Origin of the sequence: Pseudonocardia abyssalis (genome assembly GCF_019263705.2) — a bacterium.
GTDB lineage: Bacteria > Actinomycetota > Actinomycetes > Mycobacteriales > Pseudonocardiaceae > Pseudonocardia > Pseudonocardia abyssalis.
In genome coordinates this window covers 5180401-5203478 of the sequence record NZ_JADQDK010000001.1, presented here as the reverse complement: position 1 = coordinate 5203478, position 23078 = coordinate 5180401, and the positions used below count along the sequence as shown (strand labels likewise).

Sequence of the window (23078 nt, the reverse complement as noted above, 5' to 3'; positions counted from 1 at the left end):
TCCGACCATCATGGACGGCGAACCCCTCCTGCTCGCGAGCACCGTCGCGGGTCACCTGACGGCCTGGCCGCTCGTGGCCCTGCTCGCCGTGGCGGTCGCGCGGCGGCGGTGCCCGGCGCTGCCCGCGCTCGCCGTGGCCGCGCTGCTGGTGGAGCTCGCGCTGCACCGGGCCGGGATCGACTCCGGCGGCGGCGTCTGGTTCGCCGCCCTGCCGCTGCTGCTGGCGGCGTACCCGGACGGGCGGTTCGTCCCGCGCTGGTTCGTCGGGCCGGTCGTCGTCTCGCTGGCGATCGGGGCGGCCGTGCTCGTCACCGGCGGGGCCGTCACCGACGAGCCGTGGTTCGCCCCGTGGGTGGGGATCGCGCAGGGCCTGCTGATCGGCGGGCAGGTGCACCGCTACCGGCGGCGGGCCTCCACCGCCGAGCGGGAGAGCGTGCGGTGGGCGATCCTCGGTGTGGTCGTGTGCGTGCTGTGCTTCGCCCTGCTGGCGGCGGGCGGGGGCCCGATCGGGGAGGGGAGCGCGACCGCGGTGGCACTGGCCGACCTGGCCGTGCTGCCCGCGCCGGTCGGTGCGGCGATCGGCCTGCTCCGGCCCCGCGTCCTCGACGTCGACGCGCCGCTGCGGATCGTGCTCGCGGTCGCGCTCGCCGCGCCGGTGCTGGCGCTGGCCTACGGCGCGACGCTGGCTCTCGTCGGCGGCTGGTGGGGCGCGGCCGTCGTGGCCGCGGCGGCCGTCCCGGTGATCCGGCTCGCCGCCTGGACGTCGGCCTGGGTGGTGTACCGCGGACGGCGCGACGGGGCCGCGGCCGTCACCGACCTGGGACGGCGCCTCGACGCCCAGCCGCAGGCCCGGCTGGTGCCCGAGACCGTGCTGCGCACCCTGGTCGACAGCCTGCACCTCGACGGTGCCGCGCTGCGCGGGGCCGGGGCCCTCGACGCCGCCGTCGGCGAGACCCCCGAGGAGGCGGAGGAGTTCCCGGTCGTCTACCAGGGCGAGCAGCTCGCGGTGCTGGCCGTCGCACCGCGGCGCGGGGAGACCGCGCTGACCGGCCACGACCGGCACGTGCTGCGCCTGCTCGCCGTCCACGCCGCGCCCGCCCTGCACGGGGCACGGGCGCTGGACGAGCTGACCGCCGCCCACTCCCGGATGCTGCTGGCCCGCGAGGAGGAGCGCCGCAGGCTGCGCCGCGACCTGCACGACGACCTCTCGCCCACCCTCGCCGGGCTCCGGCTCGGCGCGGCGGCCGTCGCCCGACGGGCGACCGGGGCCGACCCGGAGCTGGCCCGCCTCGCCGCCGACCTGCAGGACGACATCGCCGGGGCGGTGGCCCAGACCCGCGAGATCGCCTACGGGCTGCGCCCCCCGGTCCTCGACGACCTCGGGCTGGTCGCCGCCATCGCCGGGCGCGTCCACGGCCCCGACGGGCTGACCGTACGCATCGACGGGCCCGCCGAGCCGCTGGAGCTCCCCGCCGCCGTCGACCTGGCCGCGCTGCGGATCGTGCAGGAGGCCGTGTCGAACGTCCGCCGCCACGCCGGGGCCACGCGGTGCACCGTGGCGCTGGCCCTGCGCGACGACACCCTGACCGTGCGCGTCACCGACGACGGGGTGGGGCTGCCCGCCCGGGTGCGGCCCGGCATCGGGCTCACCTCGATCCGCGAGCGGGCCACCGAGCTGGGCGGCACGGTCGAGTTCGGCACCGCCGACGGCGGGGGCGCCCGGGTGGACGTGCGGCTGCCGGCCGGGCGCGGGACGACGTGAGCACCCGCGTGCTCGTCGTCGACGACCACCCGGTCTTCCGCCGGGGGATGACGGCGCTGCTGCGGGCCAGCGGCTTCGACGTCGTGGCCGAGGCGGCGAGCGGCTCGGAGGCGGTGGCGGCCGCCGCGCGGGAGGTCCCGGACGTGGTGCTGATGGACCTCGGGCTCCCCGACCTCGGCGGTGCCGCGGCGACCGAGCGGATCACCGCGGCGCACCCCGACGTGCGGGTCGTCGTGGTCACCTCCTACGACGACGAGGCCTCGGTGCGGGCCGCGCTGGACGCGGGCGCCAGCGGCTACGTCACGAAGGACGCCTCCCCCGACCAGATCGTGGCGGCCGTCGAGGCGGCGACGATGGGTGCGCTGTGGCTCGGCAGCGGGGTGCCGCGCCCCGGTGCGACGGCCCCGACCCCCGCCCCGGCGTTCCCCGGCCTGAGCCCGCGGGAGGCGGCGGTGGCCGACCTGCTGGGCCGGGGCCTGTCCAACCCGGTGATCGCGACGCGCCTGGGTCTGTCGTCGAAGACGGTGGCCAACTACGTCTCCACGATCCTGCTGCGGGTGGGGGCCGCGGACCGGGCGGAGGTGATCCGCCTGATCCGCGACCGCCGCAGCGGCTGACGCGACCCTAGAAGGCGGCCTCGGCCAGGTCCATCAGGCTGTTGTCGGCCTGCTCCAGGATCACCCGCTGGCTGGTGAGCAGCGGGAGCTGGGTCTTGGCGAAGAACCGGGCGACGCCGAGCTTGCCCTCGTAGAAGGCCTGGTCCTTGGCGGAGACCGAGCCGCCCAGTGCGGTCAGGGCGACCTCGGCCTGGCGCAGCAGCAGCCATCCGACGAGCAGGTCGCCGAGCGCCATCAGCAGCCGCACGCTGTGCTGGCCGACCTTGTAGATGCTCGACGGGTCCTCCGCCGACGCCATGAGGTAGCCGGTGAGCGTGCCGAGCATCCCCTGGACGTCGGCCAGCGCGGTGGCGAGGAGCGCGCGCTCCTCCTTGAGCCGGCCGTTGCCCGACTCGGCGTCGAGGAAGGCCTGGATCTCCCCGGCGACGTGCCCGAGCGCCTGCCCGTTGTCGCGGACGATCTTGCGGAACAGGAGGTCGAGCGACTGGATCGCCGTGGTGCCCTCGTAGAGGGAGTCGATCTTGGCGTCGCGGATGTACTGCTCGATCGGGTAGTCCTGCAGGTAGCCGGAGCCGCCGAGCACCTGCAGCGCCTGCGGGAGCTGCTCGGTGGCGCGCTCCGAGCCGACGCCCTTGACGATGGGCAGCAGCAGGTCGTTGACGCGCTCCTCCAGGGAGACGTCCTCGCCCGCGGCCCTCCCGACGCGGATCCGGTCCTGGAACGTGGCGGTGTAGAGGTACACCGCGCGCAGGCCCTCGGCGTAGGCCTTGTTCGTCATGAGCAGGCGGCGGACGTCGGGGTGGTGGGTGATCGTGACGCGCGGGGCGGTCTTGTCGAGCATCTGCGGCAGGTCGGCGCCCTGGACGCGGTCCTTCGCGTAGTCCAGCGCGGCGAGGTAGCCGGCCGACAGCGTGCCGATCGCCTTGGTGCCGACCATCATCCGCGCGTGCTCGATGACCTCGAACATCTGCGCGATGCCGTCGTGCACCTCGCCGAGCAGCCAGCCGACGGCCGGGGTGCCGTGCTGGCCGAACGTGAGCTCGCAGGTGGTGGAGGCCTTGAGCCCCATCTTGTGCTCGACGCCGGTGACGAAGGCGCCGTTGCGCTCACCGGGCTCGCCGGTCTCCGGGTCGAAGTGGAACTTCGGCACGAGGAACAGCGACAGGCCCTTGGTGCCCGCCTTCGCACCCTCGGGGCGGGCCAGGACCAGGTGCATGATGTTCTCGGCCATGTCGTGCTCGGCCGAGGTGATGAAGCGCTTGACGCCGTCGATGTGCCAGGTGCCGTCGCCCTGCTGCACGGCCTTGGTGCGGCCCGCGCCGACGTCGGAGCCCGCGTCGGGCTCGGTGAGCACCATCGTCGCGCCCCAGGCCCGGGAGATCATCAGCTCGGCCCAGTGCTGCTGCTCCTCGGTGCCGTTGCGGTGCACCACGGAGGCGAAGTTCGGGCCGGCCATGTACATGAACGCGGCCGGGTTGGAGCCGAGGATCAGCTCGGCGGCGGCCCACTGCACGGTCGGGGGGATGCCGTAGCCGCCCAGCTCGACGGGCAGGCCCAGGCGCCACCACTCGCCGTCCCAGAGGACCTTGTAGGAGTCCTTGAACGACTGCGGCAGCGTGACCGTGTGCGTGGCCGGGTCGAAGACGGGCGGGTTGCGGTCGGCGTCGGCGAAGGGCTCGGCCAGCGGCCCGGTGGCCACGGTGTTGAGCTCCCTGAGCGTGTCGCGCGCCGTCTGGAGGTCGACGCCCTCGAACGGCCCGCTGCCGAGTCGGTCCTGGACCGCGAACACCTCGAAGAGGTTGAACTCGAGGTCTCGCAGGTTGCTCCTGAAGTGGCCCATGGCCCCGTCACTCCTTCTACCCGTCGGTAACAACAGCGTATTACTCATCGGTAACCACGACAAGGGGGAGTACCGCCCGGCGACTCACCCCTCCCGGGCGATCACACCTTGGTGTTCTGATGTTGTGCACGGTGCGTGAGCGAAGCAGGGTTCTCCTGGGTCGGATGGTGCACAGGGGGAGTAACTGTGGGTGCAGCTCGTGTCACGCGGCGTGGTTTCCTTCTCGGCGGAGCCGCCCTCCTGGCGCTCCCCGGGACGGCGCTCGCCGCGACCGCCCCGGAGATCGCCGACTGCGCCGCCTGGGGGGCCCGGCCCAACAGCCGGGTCGTCAACGTCGTGGTGCAGCGGCCGGTGAAGATCCTGGTGCACCACACCGCCACCCCCAACGTCACCGACCTCTCGCGCGGTGCGGCCGACGCACTCGCCCGCGGCATCCAGAACTTCCACATGGACCGTCGGGGATGGCTCGACTCCGGGCAGCACTTCACGATCAGCCGCGGCGGGTTCGTGCTCGAGGGCCGCCACCGCAGCCTCGAGGCGCTGCGCAACGGGCGCAAGCAGGTGGAGGGGGCGCACTGCACCGGGCAGAACCTCGTGTCGATCGGCATCGAGAACGAGGGCACCTACATGGACACCGAGCCGACCGGAGTGCTGTGGGACCGGCTCCGGGAGATGTGCGCCTACATCTGCGGCCAGTACGGGATCGCCCCCACGGAGATCTACGGCCACCGCGACTTCAAGGACACGCTGTGCCCCGGCGACGTCCTCTACGGGATGCTGCCGCGGCTGCGCGGTGAGGTCGGCGGGATGCTCGGCCAGCGACTGGAGGGGTCCTCGGTGCGCGCCGCGTCGTGGCCGGTGCTGCGCGAGGACGACCGCGGCCCGGTCGTCGAGGCCGCCCAGCGTCTGCTGCGCGGGGCCGGTCGCACCGAGGTCGCCGTCGACGGCACGTTCAGCGCAGCGATGGCGGAGTCGGTGCGCGTGTTCCAGGCCGAGCACGCCACCGAGGAGGTCAACGGGATCATCGGAGGCGAGTCCTGGCCGCTGCTCGCCGCGCCCGTGCAGGCGGGCGACGGCGGGGAGGCGGCGGAGGCGGTCGAGACGCTCGCCGCCACCAGCTCCACCCGACCTCCGTCGCGGGTCGGCCCGGAGCAGTGGCAGCAGCTCCTGACCGCCGCCCGCTGAGCCGCCTCCCGTTCGGACTCAGTCCCAGAGCTTCCAGGGCGCGTCGCCGGCGGCCCACAGCTCGTTGAGCGCCTGGTAGTCCTTGTAGGTGTCCATCGCGGCCCAGAAGCCCTCGTGCTTGTTCACGGTGAGCTGCTGGTCACGGGCGAGGCGCTGCAGTGGCTCGGCCTCCAGGAACAGGCCCTCGGAGTCGTCGAGGTAGTCGTCGAGGAAGCTGCGGTCGAACACGAAGTACCCGCCGCTGACCCAGCCGGTGACCTGCGTCGGCTTCTCGTTGAACTCCGCGACGACGTCCCCGTCGACGTTCATCTCCCCGAACTTCGACGTGGGGTGCACGCCGGTGACGGTGCCGACCCGCCCGGCCTTCTCGTGCAGCGTGGCCAGCTGCTCGATGTCGACGGCGCTGACGCCGTCGCCGTAGGTCATCATGAAGTGCGGGGTGTCGACGTAGTCGCGGATGCGGCGCAGCCGGGCGCCGGTACCGGCGTCGAGGCCGGTCTCCGCGAACGTGATCTCCCAGTCCTCGTCGCCGCGGCCGTCGGTGTACTGCGGCTCGTGGTCGCCGTCGGCGAGCGTGAGCGTGAAGTCCGACAGGTGCGCGCGGTAGTCCATGAAGAACTGCTTGATCTCCCAGCCCTTGTAGCCCAGGCACAGGATGAAGCGCCGGTACCCGTAGTGGCTGTAGAGCTTCATGATGTGCCACAGGATCGGGCGGCCACCGATGTCGACCATGCCCTTGGGCAGCTTCTCGCTGACCTCGCGGATACGGGTCCCCTGACCTCCGCAGAGGATGACGACGGGGGTGTTGGGGTCCATCAGCGGGGGTGTCCTTCCCTCGGGAGGGCGATCCTGTCCAGGATCGCGAGCTCGTCCGGCGTGGTGACGTGCAGGTTGGCGGGGTCGCCGGGCACCGTGTCGACGCGGTGCCCGCGTTCGACCAGCAACCCGGAGTTCTCGACGGGCCGGGGCCGGTCGACGTGCACCTCGCGCAGCACCGCGACGTCGAACGCCTGCGGGGCCTGGGTGAGCACGAGGTCGTGCTTGGGGATCGTGGCGACGACGCGCCCGGCCTCGACGCGCTGCACCACCTCGAGGATCGGCACCACCGGCACCGCACCGGCGGCACCGCGGCGCACGGCGTCGACGACGTCGAGGAACAGGCGGTCCGGCGCCAAGGGGTGGGCCGGATCGCAGACGACGACGATCGCCGCCTCGTCGGGGACGGTGGCGAGCCCGGCGCGCAGCGACTCCGACTGGTGGTCGCCGCCCACGGCGAGCGCGTCGACCGCCTCGCCGTCCCACGCCCGGCCCGGCGGCAGGACGACCGTGACCCCGGAGCAGGTGCGACGGGCCGCCGCCACGGTGCGGTCGATCATCCGGATGCCGCCGACGGGCTCGAACTGCTTCGGCCGCCCGCCGAAGCGCTGCCCGCTGCCGCCGGCGAGCACGAGCGCCCAGACGTCCGTCACGTCTGGGCATCCTTCCAGTGCCACCCGATCGGGCGGGGATCGGGCGGCGACGCGGGCCGGATCGTGACCGGCGCTACGCTCGCCCCCGCCCGGCCGGTACCGACGGAGGGGGAGACCAACGGTGAACACGTCGACACTCGCCGACGGAGCGCGGTCCACCCTGCGGGACATCGCGGCCGACCCCTTCACCGCCCGCCGGATCGACGTCGTCGGCCCCGGTGGGTACGGCAAGACCGTCCTGCTCGCCGCCGTCGCCGCCGCGTACACCGATGCGGGCGTCCCCGTGCGCCGCGACGCCCCGGCTCCCGGCGAGACCCTCGCCCCCGACGTCGCGCTCGTCGTCGACGACGCCCACCTGCTCCCCGACGACCTGCTGCGGCACCTCACGGCGCTGGCCGCGGGCGACGCGGGCCGCATCGTGGTCGCGCACCGGCCGTACCCGGAGTCGCGGGCGATGGCCGCGTTGGGCGCCGAGCTCGCCCAACGCGGGCGGCCCGTGGTGCTCGGGGTGCTGGACCGGTCCGGGGTCGCCACCCGTGCAGAACTCCTGCTCGGCGGGCGGCCGGACCCCGACGTCGTCGACTCGGTGCTCCGGCGCACCGCGGGGATCCCCTCTCTCGTCGACACCCTGCTCGGTGCGCACACCGCGGCCGAGGCCAGCGTCCTCGCCCAGCTCGGCTACGCGCTGGAGGAGCTGCCGCCGGGCGTGCGCGACCTGCTGCTGGCCCGGGCCATCGGCGCTCCCGTCGACGCCGAGGTGCTCGTCCCGCTGCTCGGGCTGCCCGGCGCCGGCGCCGTCGACGGGCTGGTCACCGCCGCCTGGGCCGAAGGTCGGCTGCTGGCCGACGGCGGGGCCGTCCCGCTCGTCTCGTCCGCGGTGCTGGCCCGCACGCCCCCCGCCGCCGCCACCGAGATGCGCCGCGCGCTCGCCGAGATCGAGCTGGACCGCGGCGGCGACGTCCTGGGCGCGGCCCGCGGGCTGCTGCGCGCGGGGGCCACGGGCAGGGGCGTGGCCGCGGTGTTCACCGCGGCGGGCGACCAGGCCGTCCGCACGGCGGCGGGCGAGGCCGACGAGTTCTACGAGGGCGCGATCCGGGCCGGTGCCGCCCCGCTGCTCCTGGCCCCGCGCCGGGCCGAGGCCGCCGTGATCGCCGGTGACCTCGACGTGGCGCTCGACCACGCCGACCTGGTCCTCGACAACGTCGACACCGTCGAGGACGCGGGTGCGCGCCGGGCCGGGGCCGTGGCCGCCGCGGTCCTCGCCCGCCGCGGCAACCTCGCCCGCAGCGCCGACCTCTACCGCTGGATGTCCTCCCTCGGCGGGCCCACCGTGCTCGCCGTGCCCGCACTCGTCGGGACGGGGGCGCTCGACGAGGCCCGGGCCGCGGTGGCCGGGCAGGCCGCGCCGGACCGCAGGCCTCCGACGCTGCGCTCGGGCGCCGAGGAGCTGACCGCGCAGGGCGTGCTGGAGTCGGTGGTGGGTGCCCCGACCGGCGCGATGTCGAAGCTGGTGCGCGCGGCGGGCCTGTTGGAGCCGCCCAACCGGGCCGCGCTGCTCACCGACACCCCAGCCGCCCTGGCCGCGCTCGTCGCCGTGCAGTGCGGGGAGCTCGCCGTCGCGCAGTCGGTGCTCGAGCGCGCGGAGCGCACCGGGCTCGGCGGGTGCGGCGCGGCGGTGCGGCACCGGCTGCTGCTGGGGTGGATCGCGATGTACCGCGGCGCGCACGCGACCGCGCGGGCCGCGCTCGACGTCGGGCGCCTGCTCGAACCGCGCGACGAACTGCTGGCCGCGGCGCTGGAGGTGGCGCTGGCCCGGCGGGCGAGCGACCCCGCCGCGCTGATGGTCGGCTGGGCCCGGGCGCGCGAGGCGATCGTGCAGCACCCCGTCGACCTGTTCGTCCTCCAGCCGCTCTCCGAGCTGCGCGTCGCGGCCGCCCGGCTGCGCGAGCAGAGCTGGGTCGCCCCGCACCTCGACGAGGCCGCCGCCCTGCTGGCCCGGCTGGGCAACCCGCTGCTGTGGGCGGCCCCGCTGCACTGGGCCGGGGTGCACGCGGCGATGTTCGCCCAGAACCCCGACGCCGCCGCGCCCGACGTCGCCGCGCTGCAGGCCGGGTCCTCCACCAGCCGCTACGCCGCCGCGATGGCCGTCGGGGCGCGGCAGTGGCTGCTCGTGCTGCGCGGGGAGGTCGATCCGGCCGCCGTCGAGGCCGCGGCGCGGGGGCTGCACGCCGTCGGCCTGACCTGGGACGGTGGCCGCCTCGCCGGCCAGGCCGCGATCCGGACGCGCGACAAGAAGGGCATGGCCTCGCTGCTGGGCACCGCCCGCGCGCTGCACGTCGTGGAGCAGGTGACGGCCGTCGAGTTCGCGCCGGAGTCCCCGGCGCCGGGCACCGGCCCCGACGACGTGCTCAGCGACCGCGAGCGCGAGGTGGCCGCACTCGTGCTGGAGGGGTTGACCTACAAGCAGATCGGCGAGCAGCTGTTCATCTCGGCGAAGACCGTGGAGCACCACGTCGCCCGGATGCGCCAACGACTCGGCTCCGGCAGCCGCGGCGAGCTGTTCGCCCACCTGCGCTCGATCGTCCGCAGCTAGCTGTCCTGGGTCACCACGGCTAGCGGGGGAGACTCGCGAGCAGCCCCTCGCAGGTGCGGACCAGTGTGCGGGCCGTGCTGACCTGCGCCCGGTCCGACAGCGGGCTCTCCGCGCGCCGCTGCCACCCGCCGAGCGCGTCGAGGACGGCCTCGCGCAGCTGATCCGGGTCGGCCGACGGGTCGAGGCCCAGCCGGGCGGCCGGGGTGCCGCCGTCACCGCCGAGCAGTCGCTCCGCCTCCGCCTTCACGTCCTTCGGCAGCGTCACGACCCGCGTCCGCAGTGCGGTGAGCAGCCGCAGCTCGGTGAACTCGTGCGCCCCCGCGGTGATCCGCTCGACCTCCCGCGCCAGCGGCAGGGACGCCGGGATGGGCTCGCGCTGCAACACCAGTTCGAGCGCGAGCAGAGCGGAACGCGACTTGAGCAGGTCGCGGCGCTCGGTGAACTGCGTCGTCAGCACGGTGCGCAGCTCGTCGAGCCCGCTGCGTGTGACCAACTCGGCCGAGAGCCGGCTCGGGTCGTCGGTGCCGCGGCGGATCAGCGTGATCCCCAGGCGGACGCCGAACAGGCCGAAGCGGTCGAGCAGCGCGGCGCGGGTCTCGGGGTCGAGCGGGGCCGTCTCGGACGCGCGGACGAACCGGTCGGCCGAGAGCAGCAGCGGCTCGGTGTCGGACGCCTCCGCCTTGGCCAGCGTCGCGAGCGCGGTGAACTCGGCCTGGCGCATCGTCCGCCCGCTCTGCGCGAGCAGGCCCGCCACCGCGACGACGGTCTGGCACAGCGAGCGGAGCTTGTCGTCGCGGCGGTAGCGGCCCGCGATCTGCCGGGCCGAGGCCATCGCGTCGAGCCGGCCGACGCCGATCTCGTCGGCGCGCGACAGGATCGCGACGGTGTTGACCGGAGCCGCCTTCGCGACGCCCTGGTCGTGGAAGGACTCCAGGAACCGCACGTCGGACTGGTGCAGGTGGCGCATCAGGTAGAGCACCGCGTCGGCCGGGGCGGGGGCGTCCTCGGGCACGAGGAACGCGCCCGCGCGCGCCGAGGTGTCGGCCGACATCGACGCGATGCCCGGGGTGTCGATCAGCGAGGTGGCGCGCAGGCTCTGCGACGGCCAGTCGACGACGAGCCGGTCGACGCGCTCCGCGGGCGTGCCGCCGAGATCGATCGTCAGCGCGCCGTCGCGGCGGGCGACCGTGAGCGGCCGGGACGGCCCCTCACGCGGGATCATGATGACCTTCGGGCTCGGCCCGTCCTGGTACCAGGTGACGACGCGCGTGCACTCGCCCGCGTCGGTGGGCGCGATCTCCTCGCCGACCAGCGCGTTGAGCAGCGTCGACTTGCCCGCCTTGACCTTCCCCGCGATCGCGACGCGCAGCGGCTCCTCGAACCGCGCGAGGTGCTGGCGCAGCCACGCGGTGGCCTGCGGGCTGTCGCGGTAGGCGTCGACGCCGTCGCGCAGCAGCCCCCGCACCGCGACGCCCAGCGGCGTCACGGGGACTCCTCGCCGAGGCTCGTCGCGCCCGCGCCACGGCGTGCTGTGTCGAACGGTGTCCTCGCAAGCTCGGTCACACGAGCACCTTCCGCGCCGCCGGCGCGAGTGCGCGGGCCTTGTCCTCCAGCTTGCCAATGCGGTCGAGCTCGGCCTCCAGGTCGCGGATCCGGCCCCTGCGCACGTTCTCGTCGCCGCTGACGGCCTTCTGCGCCGCCTTCACCGACGTGTCGACGGAGGTCTGCAGCTCCTCGGCGAGGGAGGTGAAGTGGTCGCGCAGCTGGCGCTGCACCTGGCGGAGCATGTCGCGGGAGTCCTTGCCGACCTGGAACGTCACCTCGTCGAGGTGCTTGCGCATCGCCGCCTTCGACTCCGCCTTGCGGCGGGCGAGCTGCCGCGCCTGCTCCTCGCGCACCGTCTTCGCGCCGAACAACAGGCCCGCGCCGATCGAGAGGGGGTTGAGCATCGCGAAGCCGGCGAGCGTGGTCGCCAGCCCGATCATCAGCATCCCGCCGTACCCGCCGCGCGCGCCGATGTAGAGCTTCTGACCGAAGCCGATCCGCTCCTGCTCGGGCCGTTCGAGTCGGCCGACCTGCCCGTGCACGTCGGAGGAGCGACCGGAGCGCAGCGCCGGCAGCACGGAGTCGCCCTCCGCCGCGAAGTGCTCCGCGACCTGCGTGGCCAGCCACTCCGCGCGCTGCCCGGCCCAGACGAAGTTCGCCGACATCGCGGTGGCGACCTGGCCCTCGAGCCACTCGGCGAACTGCTCCCAGATGTCGGCCGGGTCGGCGGCGTCGAGGAGCTGCTCACCCTCGCGGCCGATCGCCCGCAGCCGGTCGCGCATGTCGTACTCGATGTCGGCGGTGAGGTCCTGCACGCCGTCGTTGAGGGTGTGCTGCCAGCGTGCCGACCTGTCCTTGAGCGCGGCGGCGCGCCCGCGCGCGATCTCCAGGTCCGACACCAGCGCCCCCGCGAGCTGCGGGTCGCGCTGCGCGGTGAGCTCCGCGCGCATGCTCGCACCCAGCTGGTCGGCCACGGCGAGCACGTCCTGGCTGGTGGAGCGGCGGTCCAGCTCGTCGGCGCGGGCCAGCACCTCGGTGCGCAGGAACGTCACCAGCTCGGCGAAGCCGGACTCCTTGTTCAGCTCCGCGTCCTCGCTGCGCACCGCCTCCAGCCGCAGCACCGACGACACGGGGAACAGCTCCGCGGTGATCCCCGCGGTCGCGAGGTGCCCGCGGTCGAGGTCGGTGATACGCCGCCACTGCGGGTAGAGGTCGGTCTTGGTGATCACGCCTGCGACGTTGGGGCACAACCGCATCGCCGTGGACAGGAACTCCAGCTCCGGCGCGGTGTACTCCTGCGAGGCGTCGGAGACGAGCAGCACGGCGTCGGCGGTGGGCAGGGTCGCCATCGTGGCCGCGCCGTGGGCCGAACCGAGACCGCCGACGCCGGGGGTGTCGACGAGGACCAGCCCGTCCTTGAGCAGGTTGCGCGGCAGCCCGACCTCGGCGCGCGAGAGACCCTGCCGGTTGCCGGGGTTGCCCGCCTCGGAGACGTAGTCGGCGAGCTTGGCCACCGGCACGTCACTGCGCCGGCGCTGCTCGCCGTCCCAGACCAGGGTGACGGCGGGCTTCTCGGCGTAGAGGACGGCCGTGGGCACCGCGGTGGCCAGGTCGTCGTCGACGGGGCAGACGGGCGCGTTGATCAGCGCGTTCACCAGCTGGCTCTTGCCCTGCTTGAACTCCCCGACGATCAGGACCCGGACGTTCGGGTCCTCCAGGCGGCGGCGGGTGTGCTCCAGCCGGGTCGTCAGGTCCGGGCGGTCGTACGCCTGGGTCGCCCGCAGTGCGAGATCGACCAGCTCCATCGCAGCAGGTACCGCCACCGACGCATCCCTCCCCGGACAACGGGGCCACCATACGACGAAGCCGACGCCACCCCCGGTATCCCCGGGGGTGGCGCCGGCTGTGTAGCCCGGACGGGTCGAATCAGGCGTCGACGTCGTCGCCCGCGAGAACGACGTTGCCATCGTTGCCGGGGTCGCTGTTGTCGGAGTTGTCCTGGAACGAGTCGTCGACGTCGGTGTTGGCCTGGAACGAGTCGTCGATGTCGACGTCCACGGTGGTGGTGGTGCTGTTGTCGACCGTGGTCGTGGAGTTGTCGTCGTTGTCCTGGTCGTTGTCCTGCGAGTTGTCGTCCTGCGAGCCGGACGCGTTGCTGCCGTTGCTGGCGTAGGCACCACCGTCGTCGACGTTCACGTCGCCGGCCACCGAGCCGGCACCGAACGCGCCGTCGCCGACCTGGTTGCCGTTGCCGATGATGTTGTCGTCACCGGTCACGATGTTGCTGTCCTCGATGTCGTCGCCGGCCGCCACCGCGCCGTCGCCGGAGGCGGAGACGATGTCGTTGTCGAAGGTGACGTCGCCGTCGGCGATGACCGTGCCGTTGAAGGACTGGTCGTTGTAGACGTCGTTGTCCTCGTTGGTGATGTAGGTGTCGCCGTAGTTGTGCACGATCTCGGTGAGGTGCCGGGCGATGGCCTCGTGGTCGCTCTCGCCGTCGCGGGGGACCGTGTTGGTGAAGGTGCCGCCCAGGTTGACGTCGTCGCGGCCGTTGTTCTCGACGAAGGCGACGATCGCGTCGTCGAAGTCGGCGCAGGACAGGTCGTCGAGACCGTTGTCGGCCAGGAAGCCCTCGGGGTCGGCGAGGAAGGCGGCGCGCTCGGCCGGGTCGCCGAAGATGTTGTTCAGGAACTCCATGATGGTGGCGCTGAGGCTGGCACTCATGATGACTCCAGGGTGTGTGGGGAGAGCTCGGTGTGGGTCTCGCTCACCGGCTGATCCGGCGTTGAGGTGAACGTTAGGCACCCCGGGGCCCCGGGCCATCGGGGATCACCCACAGTTCGCCCGAGGTGATGACCGGGGAAACGCGTTGGGGGGCGTTAGGGGGTTGGGGGATGCAGGCCCCGATCGGGTCGTGGTCGAGACTGGGGGCTAACAACTGGGCGTGTTCCTCCGATGGCGAGGAGTAGGGCGCGCCATCGGGGGCACGAGGGGACGGCCATGGGATACCAGCTCGGGATCGACCTGGGGACGACGTACACGTCAGCAGCGGTGTGCCGGTCCGACGACCGGCGCTGGGTGGAGCCCGAGGTCGTCACGCTCGGGACCCGCGGCGCGACCATCCCCTCCGTGCTGTTCCTGGCCCCCGACGGCTCCGTCGTCGTCGGCGACGCCGCCGAGCGCCGCGCGCTCACCGACCCCGACCGCGTGGTCCGCGAGTTCAAGCGCCGCATCGGCGACCCCACCCCGATCGTCGTGGCCGGCCGCGCCTGGGCGCCCGAGGAGCTCTCCGCCCGGCTGGTCCGCTGGGTCGTCGACCGCGTCGCCGAGCGCGAGGGCGGCCCGGCCACCCGGATCGCCGTCACGCACCCGGCGTCGTGGGGCCCGCACAAGCGCGACCTGCTGGCGGGCGCCCTCGCCGCGCAGGGCGTCTCCGTCACCTACCTCGCCGAGCCCCAGGCCGCGGCCCTGCACTACTCCTCCGCCGAGCGCGTCGAGCCCGGTTCCACGATCGCCGTCTACGACCTGGGCGGCGGCACGTTCGACGCCGCCGTCGTCCGCAAGGCCGACCCGGCGCGCGCCGGCTCCGGGACCGCCGGGTTCGGCCTGCTCGGGCGGCCCGAGGGCCTGGAGCGCCTGGGCGGCATCGACTTCGACGAGGCCGTCTTCGACCACGTCCGTGACGGGCTGCCCGAGGTCTTCGCGAACCTCGACGCCACCGACCCCGCCACGCTGTCGGCCGTCGCCCGCGTGCGCCGCGACTGCACCGAGGCCAAGGAGGCGCTGAGCAGCGACACCGAGGTCTCCATCCCGGTGCTGCTGCCGGGGTCGCGCGGGTCGGTCCGCCTGCACCGCAGCGAGTTCGAGTCGATGATCCGGCCGCACGTGGAGGAGACCGTCGCCGCGCTGCGCAGCGCGGTCCGCTCCGCCGGGCTCACACCCGACCAGCTCACCGCCGTGCTGCTGGTCGGCGGGTCCTCCCGGATCCCGCTGGTCGCGCAGCTGGTGTCCGAGCAGCTCGGGCGGCCCGTCGCGGTCGACACCGACCCGAAGAACGCCATCGCGAAGGGCGCCGCGCTCGCGGTCTCGCCGAAGCCCACCGCGTCGTGGCCCGGGGTGTCGATCCCGGTCGTCGCGGGTGCCGGTGCCGCGGGTGTGGCCGGGGTGGGGGCGGCCGGGGCCGACATGGTCACCTCGCGCGTCGCCGCACCCACCGGCCCGCCGCCGCGCCCGGGGCGGGGCACCGGCACGCCGCCGCACGGGGTGGCGCAGTCGGCTCCCCCGCGGTCCCCCGCGGTCGCCCTGTCCTCCGCGCCCGCCCCACAGCAGTCCTACCCGCCCCAGCAGTCCTCCCCCCAGCAGTCCTACACCCCGGCCCGCGGCGGGCCGACGCACGAGCCGGCCACCGCGCTGCTGTCCGGTCAGGGCGCCGGCCCGTCGGCGCCGCCGCGTCCCCGGGCCCTGCCTCCCACCGACCACGACGACCACGACCGCTACGACGGCTGGTCGGACGACGAACCGCGCAGCCGCCCGATCGGCCTGCTCATCGGCATCGGCGGGCTGGTCGCCGTGGCCCTGCTGATCATCGCGGTGGTGGCGTGGCCCCGATCCGAGGGCGGTGTGACCGGCACGCCGTCGATCGGCAACGCCGGCGACACCTCCGTGCCCACGAGCGAGGTCGACGCCCCCACCGAGGCACCCACCGACCCCGGGGCCGGCAGCGGGTCGGGGTCGTCGGGCGGGAGCGGATCGGGCAGCGGATCGGGCAGCGGTTCCGGGAGCGGTTCCGGCACCACCACCGGTGGCGGTCCCACGTCGCAGGCCCCGGTGTCCTCGGACCCGCCGGTCGTCAACCCGCCGGTGGAGTCCCCGGTCGTCGAGTCGTCGGTCGTCCCGGTCGAGCCCGGCGCCGGGGCAGGAACCGGCGGCGGCACCGACACGCCGCCTGCGGGGCAGGGCACCACCACGCCGGGCGGCACCGACGGCTCGAGCACGCCGGCCGAGCCGGTGGCCAGCCCACCGACCGCGTCGACCGGAACGCCCTCCACCACCGGCCAGGCGGTCTGAGGCCACGAACTCCTCCGCCGATCAGGTGGAGGTGGAGCTGGGATCGGCGCGGAGGGGAGCCCCGCGCCGATCCCGGACTCGAGCAGGTACGACACGAATCGAGAATGCGGAGTGGGTCCTGTGGTGAGGGTGGGCGCGGCGGTCGTCGCGATGGAGGTGGCGGCGCTGGCTTTGGCGACGCTGTCGTTCGGCCTGGTGGCGCTGGTCGTCGGCACGCCGGTGCTGTTGGCGACGGTGCTGGTACTGGTCGGGCTGTGGGTGTCGCGCAGGCCGCTGCGCCGGTTGCAGGAACGGCGCGCCGCCGGCTTCGACGAGGACGGGCCGGAGCGCGGTGGCCTGATGAGCGGGTTCTTCGAGGTCCCCACGGCCTGATGCTGGACCTCCGGCGGGCACGGGCGGGAGAGGCCGCCGAGCTGGCGGCGCTGGCCGTCCGCTCGAAGGGGCACTGGCCCTACCCGCCGGAGTTCCTGGCCCGGTTCGCCCGTGTCCAGGGGTTGTCCGAGGAGGTGGTGGCCGCCAACGAGGTGTGGGTCGGCGAGCGCGACGGCGTGGTGCGCTGCTTCTGCACGCTGCTGCACCGGGCCGGGCGCACGATCCTCGACGACCTGTGGCTCGATCCCGCCGAGATCGGCCGGGGCAGCGGGCGGCTGCTGTTCGAGCACGCCGTCGCACGGGCGGTCGCCGCCGGGGCGCGGGTGCTGGAATGGGACGCCGACCCGTACGCCGTCGGCTTCTACGAGCGGATGGGCGCGGTCACCGTCGGCTGGTCGGACTCGCCGCTCGGCCGCCCCCTCCCGCAGATGCGTCTGCCGCTGGACGGGTGAACCGACACGGTTCGCGCACCCACCGGTCGTCCGCGCTTGTCCGGACGTGCGCGGACCACCATCCGGTGCGCGACACCGGGCCCGCGGCGCGGCGCGGCTGCCGGCACGGTCCGGGCCGGGCATGCTGGATCGCGTGCTGATCGGGGTGGGAGCGGCTCTCGTCGCGATGGTCCTGAACAGCCTGGGCGCGCTGCTGCAGGCCGACGGTGCCCTGCGCGCCAGCCGGACCCGCCCGATCGCGCTGCAGCCGCGCTACCTCCTCGGCCTCGGCGCCGACGTCGTGGCCTGGCTGTTCAGCGTGGTCGCACTGCGGTTCCTGCCGGTCTTCGCGGTGCAGGCCGTACTGGGCGGCACCATCGCGCTGACGGCGCTGGCCGGGGAGCGGCTGTTCGGCACGGTGCTGCGGCGCGTCGACCGGCTCGCGGTCCTCGCCTGCCTGGTCGGCCTGGTGCTCGTGGCGTCGTCGGCGGGGCAGACACGGCCGCCGATGCGCTCGCCGATCGTCGACGTCGTCCTGCTCGTCTCGGTCCTGCTGCTGTCCGTGATCGTGCTCGTGCTGCGCCGCGGGCGCCGCGCGTGGCCGCTCGCCGTCGTGGCGGGCCTCGGGTTCGGCGGGTCGACGCTCGCGGTGCGCGCCGCGCACGTGCAGGGCGGGCTGGACCCGTCGATGCTGCTCGTCCAGCCGGCCAGCTACCTCGTGCTGGGCTTCTTCCTCGTCGGGCTGCTGGGGTACTCCGCGGCTCTGACCCGCGGCGAGGTCTCGTCGATGACGGCGCTGCTGACCGTCACCGAGGTGCTCGTCCCCGGTCTCGTCGGGATCTGGCTCCTCGGCGACCCGGTCCGCCCCGGCTGGGAGCCGGTGCTCGCGGCGGGGCTGACGATCGCCGTCGCGGGCGTGGTGGTGCTGGCCCGCTCGCCGCACGAGCGACCGGCGCGTCGATGAGCTCTACTGGGCGTCATGATCGTCGAACGCGGTGACGCCCGGCTGTCCGTCGTCGACCAGGGGTCCGGGCCCGCGGTACTGCTGCTCGCCCCCGGCGGGCTCCGCTCGTCGGTGTCATGGTGGGAACGGGCCCCGTGGAACCCGATCGAGCACCTGTCCGGTACCCACCGCGTCATCGCGATGGACCAGCGCAACGCGGGCGACTCCACGGCTCCCGTCACGGGTGACGAGGGCTGGGACACCTACGCCGACGACCAGCTCGCCGTGCTCGACCACCTGGGTGTCGAGGAGTTCGCGGTGCTCGGCATGTGCATCGGCGGCCCGTTCGCGCTGACGCTCGCGCAGCGGGCCCCGGACCGGCTGCGCGCCGCCGTGGTGCTGCAGACCATCGGCCGCGACGGCAACCGCGTCGCCTTCGACGACTCGTTCCGGTCCTGGATCGGGGAGCAGGCACCCGCGCACCCGGAGGCGCACGAGGAACAGTGGGCGCGCTACCACCGGGCGATGTACGGAAGCGACCACACGCTGTTCAGCGTGCCCGACGCCGAGCTCCCGTCCATCACCACACCGTTGCTCGTGCTCCCCGGCGACGACCTGCACCACCCCGCGAGCGCGTCCCGGCTGCTCGCGACGCTGCCGGGGGCCGAGGTCGTCGAGCGCTGGAAGGAACCGGCCGACCAGCCGGCCGCCCGCGAGGCGATCGAGCGGTTCCTCTAGTTCCGCTTCGTCCACGACGACGGCCGTCCGGGCCGCCAGGATGGGCCCATGCCGAACTGGGACGACGTCGTGCGGATCGGGTGTGCACTGCCGGAGGTCGAGGAGTCGACCTGGTATCGCACCCCGGCGCTGAAGGTGAAGGGCAAGGGCTTCGTGCGGCTGCGCACGGAGGCCGAGGGGCTGCTGGTCGTCATGTGCACCCTCGGGGAGAAGGAGGCACTGCTCGCGTCGGGCGACCCCACGTTCTCCACGACGGCGCACTACGAGGGCTACGGGGCGATCCTCGTCGACCTCGACGCGGTCGACGGGACCCAGCTCGCGGAGCTGCTGGAGCAGGCGTGGCGGCTCAAGGCGCCCGCCTCGCTGCGGCCCACTCCGCGCGGGTGATCTCGTAGAGCACGTCGCCGTGCTCGGTGCCGGGCACGGGGTCGTCGTAGTGCGGGTGGACGGTGCCGACGTAGCGCATCCCCAGCTTCTCCATGACCCGCCGGGAGCCGGTGTTGATCGTCATCGTGTCGGCGACGACCGTGTCGATCGGGAGCTCGGCGAAGCCCTTGTCGACGAGCCTGCGAGCGCCCTCGGTGGCCAGTCCGCGGCCCCACGCCGCCCGGTGCAGCCGGTACCCCACCTCGATCACCCCCGGCCGCGGGTCCTTCCGCGGCGCCCGGAACAGGAACCACCCCAGGAACGCCCCGCCGTCCCGCTCGATCGCCACGCGGTAGCCGAACCCGTCGCCGAGCTCGTCGAGGGAGTGCCAGGAGGGCAGGACCGCGTCGCGCACGTGTTCGGCGGTCTCGTCACACGGGCCCAGGTAGCGCATCACGGCCGGGTCGGTGTGCAGGGCGACGAGGTCGTCGACGTCGGCGGGGGTGCAGCGGCGCAGGACCATCCGCTCGGTCTCGATGTCCACGCCACCCATCCTGCCGTCGGCGATTGACCACCGACGAGTGCGTGTACGACCATCCGGCTGCGCGGGAGGAGGCCCAGTGGCGGTGTGGGATGTCGCGGCCCGGCCCGACCGGGAGCAGTTCGACTACTGGCACGAGGTGATCTGCCAGGCCTTCGTGCCGCTGGTGCCCCGTCGCTCCGGGCCCGGCACCGGCTTCGCCGCCCGGGTGGAGACGCGCCCGCTGCAGCGCGTCGTGCGGGCCCACATCACCTCGCAGCCGCAGGAGACCGTCCACGGTCCGCGCGAGGTCTCCCGCACCGACGACGCGTACTTCTTCGTCAACCTGCAGGTCGCGGGCCGGTGCCGGGTGCGCCAGGACGGGGCGGAGTCGGTCGTCGGGCCGGGCGATTTCACGGTCGTCGACACGACCCGGCCCTACCGGTTCGACTTCGACGCGCCGTGGCAGATGCTGTCCTACCGGGTGCCGCACGCGCTGCTCGACGGCCGGGCCGCCGCGGTCCACGCGCAGGTCGGCGCGCGGTTCGACGCGACCGGGCCGGGCGGGGTGGTGCGGGCGCTGATGGCGTCGCTGTGGGACGTCGACGCCGGACCGGTCGCCGCGGCGGAGCTGGAGCAGGCGTTCGCCGCCACTCTGGCCGCCACGACGTCCGGCCGCACGGGCGACGGGCCGCCGCGCGCCGTGCTGCGGGCGGAGATCGAGCGGTACGTGCGCGGCCGGTTCGGGGACCGGTCGCTGTCGGTGCGCACGGTGGCGCGCCGGTTCGCGATCTCCCCGCGCACGCTGCACGCGACCTTCGCCGGCGGTGAGTCGTTCGCCGCGATGGTGCGGCGGCTGCGCCTGGACCGGTGTGCCGCGCTGCTCGCCGCCCCCGGCCCGGGTCCGACGATCACCGAGATCGCCGCGTCGGTGGGCTTCGACGACGCCGCGTCGTTCAGCCGGGCGTTCCGCCGTGAGTTCGGGTGCACGCCGAGCGCCGTGCGGCACGGTGCACGGGATGCACAGCCCCCGCGCGCGCAGGGACAAGACGGCGACGGCTCGTCGCGGGAGCCTGACGGCTGACCGCCACCCCGACCGTCGGAGGATCCCGTGCCCGTCTCGTTCTCCCTCTCGCCCGAGCAGGAGCAGCTCAAGCACGGTGCCCGCCAGTTCGCCGAGGCCCACCTGCGTGACCTCGCCGACGCCGTACGCGCCGAGCCCGACCCGCTGCGCCGCGCCCTGCTCGCCCGGCCCGCGTTCGAGAAGGCCGTGGAGGCCGGGTTCCTGAAGGGGTTCGTCCCGGTGCCGTTCGGCGGGGCCGGCGGCGGCGGGGTCGACGCCGCGATCCTCATCGAGGAGTGGGCCGCGCACAGCCCCGACTTCGTCATCTCGATGGCCGGGCCGCTGATCGCGCTGGCGCCGGTCTACCAGGTCGGGACGCCCGAGCAGATCGAGCGGTTCGTCGCACCCTTCCTGGCCGACGCCGGTGCGCCCGTCGCCGCGATGGCGTACTCCGAGCCCGGTGGCAGCGCCAACTTCGACCTCCCCGCCCCCGCCGAGGGCACCCGCACCACCGCGGTCGACGACGGCGACCACTGGGTCGTCAACGGGCGCAAGGCGTGGGCGTCGCACCTGCCCGGCTGGGACGGAGACGGCCCCGACGTCATGACGATCGTCTGCCGCACCCCGGGCGGCGTCTCGCTGGTCGTGGCCGAGCGCGAGCACCTCGCCGGGCACATCGAGGTGGAGCAGTACTACGACCTCCCCGGCCTGCGCGGCTGCCTCACCGCCCGGATCCGGTTGGTCGACGTGCGCGTCCCCAAGGCCAACCTGCTCGGCGCGGAGGGCCAGGGCGTCGAGCTCACGCGCAACGCGTTCGTCGGCAGCGGGGCGTCGATCGGGACCTTCGCCGTGGCCGCGATGCGCCGGGCGTTCGACGTGGCCCACCGCTTCGCCACCACCGAGCGGCGCGGCGGCGCCGTCCCGATCATCGAGCACCAGTCCGTCGCCGACGTCCTGACCGACGCCAAGGCCCGGATCGAGGCGGTCCGCCTGCTGTCGTGGCGAGCACTCGACGCCGCACTGTCCGGCCACCCGTCGGGGCTGGAGTGGGCGCTGCACGCGAAGGTGTTCGGCTCCGAGACCGGCGTGGACGTCATCAACGACCTGATCAGGCTCGTCGGGGTCTCGGCGTACGACCACGACTTCCCGCTCGTCCGGTACCTCAACGACGCGCTGGCCTACCCGGTCATCGAGGGGTCCAACATCGGCGTCCGCCGTCGACAGATGCAGGCGCTGCTGATGGGGGAGGGCTACGACGCGCTCGCGGCGTCGGGCATGAGCTGACGCGACCGGTACCGTCGGCCGCCCGCTGAGCCCGGACCGACGGCGGACGGGCCCGGCGCCGCACACCGGCCTCGCCCCCGGGGCAGCGCGCGTTCCCCGACCGGGGGTTCCCGAACAGGTGAAGCTCGACGCGTTCGCGCATCGTCCCAGGTGGGGGCGAGTTGTCCATTCGAAACCGTCCCCCGAATGGCCGAGGATGTCCATGCGCCGCCGCCCCATCACCGTGACCGCCGCACTCGGTGCCGCCGTCGTCGCCGCCACGATCCTGACCGCCCCCGTCGCCCTCGCCGACGACAGCGTCGTCGAGGTGCCGATCTCGTTCACCGTGCAGAACACGAACACCACGACCGTGCCGTGTGCCTCGGACGGCGCGGAGTACACGGTGCGGGGCACGCTCGTCGCGCCCGCGCAGGCCGTCGAGTCCGGCGGATCCGTCTCGCTGCTGCTGCACGCGGTGACGTTCGACCAGGACTACTGGCAGTTCGACGGCGTCGAGGACTACAACGTCGCGCGTCAGCTGGCCGAGGAGGGCCACGCGATCGTCGCGGTCGACCGCCTCGGCTACGGCGCGAGCGACCACCCGGCCGGCCTCGCCACCTGCTTCGGCTCCGAGGCCGACGTCGCGCACCAGATGGTGGACGCGCTGCGGTCGGGCGACTACGAGCTGGACAAGGCGAAGGCACCGGCGTTCGACCGGGTCTACCTCGGCGGCTCGTCGGTGGGCGGGATGATCTCGAACCTGACGGCCGCGCACTACGGCAACGTCGACGGCGTGCTGAACTTCTCCTGGGGCGACTTCGCGGCCTCGCCGTACGGCGTGCTCGAGGTCGCCGACGCCACGCGGCGCTGCCTGCTCGGCGGCGACCCCGGTGCGGAGCCGAACTACGCGGTGTTCGCGAAGGACAGCATCGACACGTTCTACTTCAACAGCGCCGAGCAGGCCGTCCGCGAGGCGGTCCCGACGCCGAACGCCGACCCCTGCGGCCAGGTGCTCTCCCTCGGCCCGGCACTGACGGTCGACACCGCCATGCTCGCCCGCATCGACGTTCCGGTACTGGTCCAGTTCGGCGACGCCGACGCGATCTTCCCGCCCCCGGCCGCCGACCTGCAGGCCGCCCGCTACCTCGGCAGCCCCGAGGTCACGAAGTCGATCATCGCGGACGCGTCGCACTACCCGGTGCTGGAGGCGAACCACGCTCAGGTCGTCGACGACGTCGACGCCTGGCTGGACGCGCGCACCGGCTGATCCCGCCCGCTGCGGACGACCGCGCCCCGTACACCCC

General features: G+C 74.1%; 20 protein-coding genes. 13 read left to right on the top strand and 7 right to left on the bottom strand.

Annotated features, from left to right (window positions below; genetic code table 11):
- Positions 1-10 precede the first annotated feature (10 nt).
- Both I4I81_RS25520 and I4I81_RS25515 read left to right on the top strand, forming a co-directional pair.
- Positions 11-1762, top strand: coding sequence for a sensor histidine kinase (locus I4I81_RS25520; protein WP_218604674.1), 1752 nt, complete (start codon positions 11-13; stop codon positions 1760-1762).
- Positions 1759-2379 (top strand): response regulator transcription factor, encoded by a 621-nt coding sequence (locus I4I81_RS25515; RefSeq protein ID WP_226363570.1) that lies wholly within the window; start codon positions 1759-1761, stop codon positions 2377-2379. Before I4I81_RS25520 ends, I4I81_RS25515 begins: the two co-directional genes overlap by 4 nt.
- A gap of 7 nt (positions 2380-2386) precedes the next feature.
- Here the strand turns inward: I4I81_RS25515 and I4I81_RS25510 are convergent, their stop codons facing one another.
- The gene (locus I4I81_RS25510; protein WP_218603510.1) at positions 2387-4219 is read right to left on the bottom strand and encodes an acyl-CoA dehydrogenase; all 1833 of its coding nucleotides are present in this window, start codon (positions 4217-4219) and stop codon (positions 2387-2389) included.
- A 186-nt stretch (positions 4220-4405) separates the two neighbouring features.
- Between I4I81_RS25510 and I4I81_RS25505 the strand changes: the two genes are divergently transcribed.
- Entirely contained in the window at positions 4406-5404 is a 999-nt protein-coding gene (locus I4I81_RS25505; RefSeq protein WP_218603509.1) for a peptidoglycan recognition protein family protein, read from the top strand.
- Between the two features lie 18 nt (positions 5405-5422).
- Here the strand turns inward: I4I81_RS25505 and I4I81_RS25500 are convergent, their stop codons facing one another.
- Both I4I81_RS25500 and I4I81_RS25495 read right to left on the bottom strand, forming a co-directional pair.
- Complete coding sequence (locus tag I4I81_RS25500; RefSeq protein ID WP_218603508.1) at positions 5423-6220, bottom strand: glucose-1-phosphate cytidylyltransferase; 798 nt, start codon at positions 6218-6220, stop codon at positions 5423-5425.
- Positions 6220-6873 (bottom strand): IspD/TarI family cytidylyltransferase, encoded by a 654-nt coding sequence (locus tag I4I81_RS25495; protein WP_218603507.1) that lies wholly within the window; start codon positions 6871-6873, stop codon positions 6220-6222. Before I4I81_RS25495 ends, I4I81_RS25500 begins: the two co-directional genes overlap by 1 nt.
- A 121-nt stretch (positions 6874-6994) precedes the next feature.
- Here I4I81_RS25495 and I4I81_RS25490 point away from each other — a divergent pair, with 121 nt between their 5' ends.
- Entirely contained in the window at positions 6995-9466 is a 2472-nt protein-coding gene (locus I4I81_RS25490) for a helix-turn-helix transcriptional regulator (RefSeq protein ID WP_218603506.1), read from the top strand.
- A gap of 19 nt (positions 9467-9485) precedes the next feature.
- On the opposite strand, the gene I4I81_RS25485 is transcribed toward I4I81_RS25490, so the two are convergent.
- The 3 genes from I4I81_RS25485 to I4I81_RS25475 all read right to left on the bottom strand — a co-directional run bounded on the left by I4I81_RS25485 (position 9486) and on the right by I4I81_RS25475 (position 13735).
- Positions 9486-10952, bottom strand: a complete 1467-nt coding sequence (locus tag I4I81_RS25485; protein WP_218603505.1) for a dynamin family protein — start codon at positions 10950-10952, stop codon at positions 9486-9488.
- A gap of 73 nt (positions 10953-11025) precedes the next feature.
- On the bottom strand, positions 11026-12834 hold the full coding sequence (locus I4I81_RS25480; RefSeq protein ID WP_218603504.1) for a dynamin family protein: 1809 nt from the start codon (positions 12832-12834) through the stop codon (positions 11026-11028).
- Positions 12835-12937: 103 nt separating this feature from the next.
- Positions 12938-13735 (bottom strand): hypothetical protein, encoded by a 798-nt coding sequence (locus I4I81_RS25475; protein ID WP_218603503.1) that lies wholly within the window; start codon positions 13733-13735, stop codon positions 12938-12940.
- Between the two features lie 276 nt (positions 13736-14011).
- On the opposite strand from I4I81_RS25475, the gene I4I81_RS25470 reads away from it, so the two are divergent.
- The 6 genes from I4I81_RS25470 (at position 14012) to I4I81_RS25445 (ending at position 18949) form a co-directional block, all read left to right on the top strand.
- Positions 14012-16078 (top strand): Hsp70 family protein, encoded by a 2067-nt coding sequence (locus tag I4I81_RS25470; protein WP_218616388.1) that lies wholly within the window; start codon positions 14012-14014, stop codon positions 16076-16078.
- A gap of 123 nt (positions 16079-16201) precedes the next feature.
- Entirely contained in the window at positions 16202-16450 is a 249-nt protein-coding gene (locus I4I81_RS25465) for a hypothetical protein (protein ID WP_218603559.1), read from the top strand.
- Positions 16450-16902 (top strand): GNAT family N-acetyltransferase, encoded by a 453-nt coding sequence (locus tag I4I81_RS25460; RefSeq protein WP_218603558.1) that lies wholly within the window; start codon positions 16450-16452, stop codon positions 16900-16902. The genes I4I81_RS25465 and I4I81_RS25460 overlap by 1 nt, the downstream gene beginning before the upstream one ends.
- Positions 16903-17035: 133 nt before the next feature.
- Positions 17036-17845 carry a DMT family transporter gene (locus tag I4I81_RS25455; RefSeq protein ID WP_218603557.1) on the top strand — a complete coding sequence of 270 codons (810 nt, stop codon included), beginning with the start codon at positions 17036-17038 and terminating at the stop codon, positions 17843-17845.
- A gap of 15 nt (positions 17846-17860) precedes the next feature.
- Positions 17861-18562 carry an alpha/beta fold hydrolase gene (locus tag I4I81_RS25450; RefSeq protein WP_218603556.1) on the top strand — a complete coding sequence of 234 codons (702 nt, stop codon included), beginning with the start codon at positions 17861-17863 and terminating at the stop codon, positions 18560-18562.
- Positions 18563-18610: 48 nt separating this feature from the next.
- A complete protein-coding gene (locus I4I81_RS25445; protein WP_218603555.1) occupies positions 18611-18949 on the top strand; it encodes an MmcQ/YjbR family DNA-binding protein in 339 nt (112 codons plus the stop codon).
- Here the strand turns inward: I4I81_RS25445 and I4I81_RS25440 are convergent.
- Entirely contained in the window at positions 18909-19472 is a 564-nt protein-coding gene (locus tag I4I81_RS25440) for a GNAT family N-acetyltransferase (protein ID WP_372453597.1), read from the bottom strand. The two genes, I4I81_RS25445 and I4I81_RS25440, sit on opposite strands and share 41 nt — an antisense overlap.
- A gap of 76 nt (positions 19473-19548) precedes the next feature.
- Here I4I81_RS25440 and I4I81_RS25435 point away from each other — a divergent pair, with 76 nt between their 5' ends.
- The 3 genes from I4I81_RS25435 to I4I81_RS25425 all read left to right on the top strand — a co-directional run bounded on the left by I4I81_RS25435 (position 19549) and on the right by I4I81_RS25425 (position 23041).
- The gene (locus tag I4I81_RS25435; protein ID WP_218603553.1) at positions 19549-20532 is read left to right on the top strand and encodes an AraC-like ligand-binding domain-containing protein; all 984 of its coding nucleotides are present in this window, start codon (positions 19549-19551) and stop codon (positions 20530-20532) included.
- Between the two features lie 27 nt (positions 20533-20559).
- Complete coding sequence (locus I4I81_RS25430; RefSeq protein WP_218603552.1) at positions 20560-21795, top strand: acyl-CoA dehydrogenase family protein; 1236 nt, start codon at positions 20560-20562, stop codon at positions 21793-21795.
- A 202-nt stretch (positions 21796-21997) separates the two neighbouring features.
- Positions 21998-23041 (top strand): alpha/beta hydrolase, encoded by a 1044-nt coding sequence (locus I4I81_RS25425; RefSeq protein WP_218603551.1) that lies wholly within the window; start codon positions 21998-22000, stop codon positions 23039-23041.
- Positions 23042-23078: the final 37 nt, after the last annotated feature.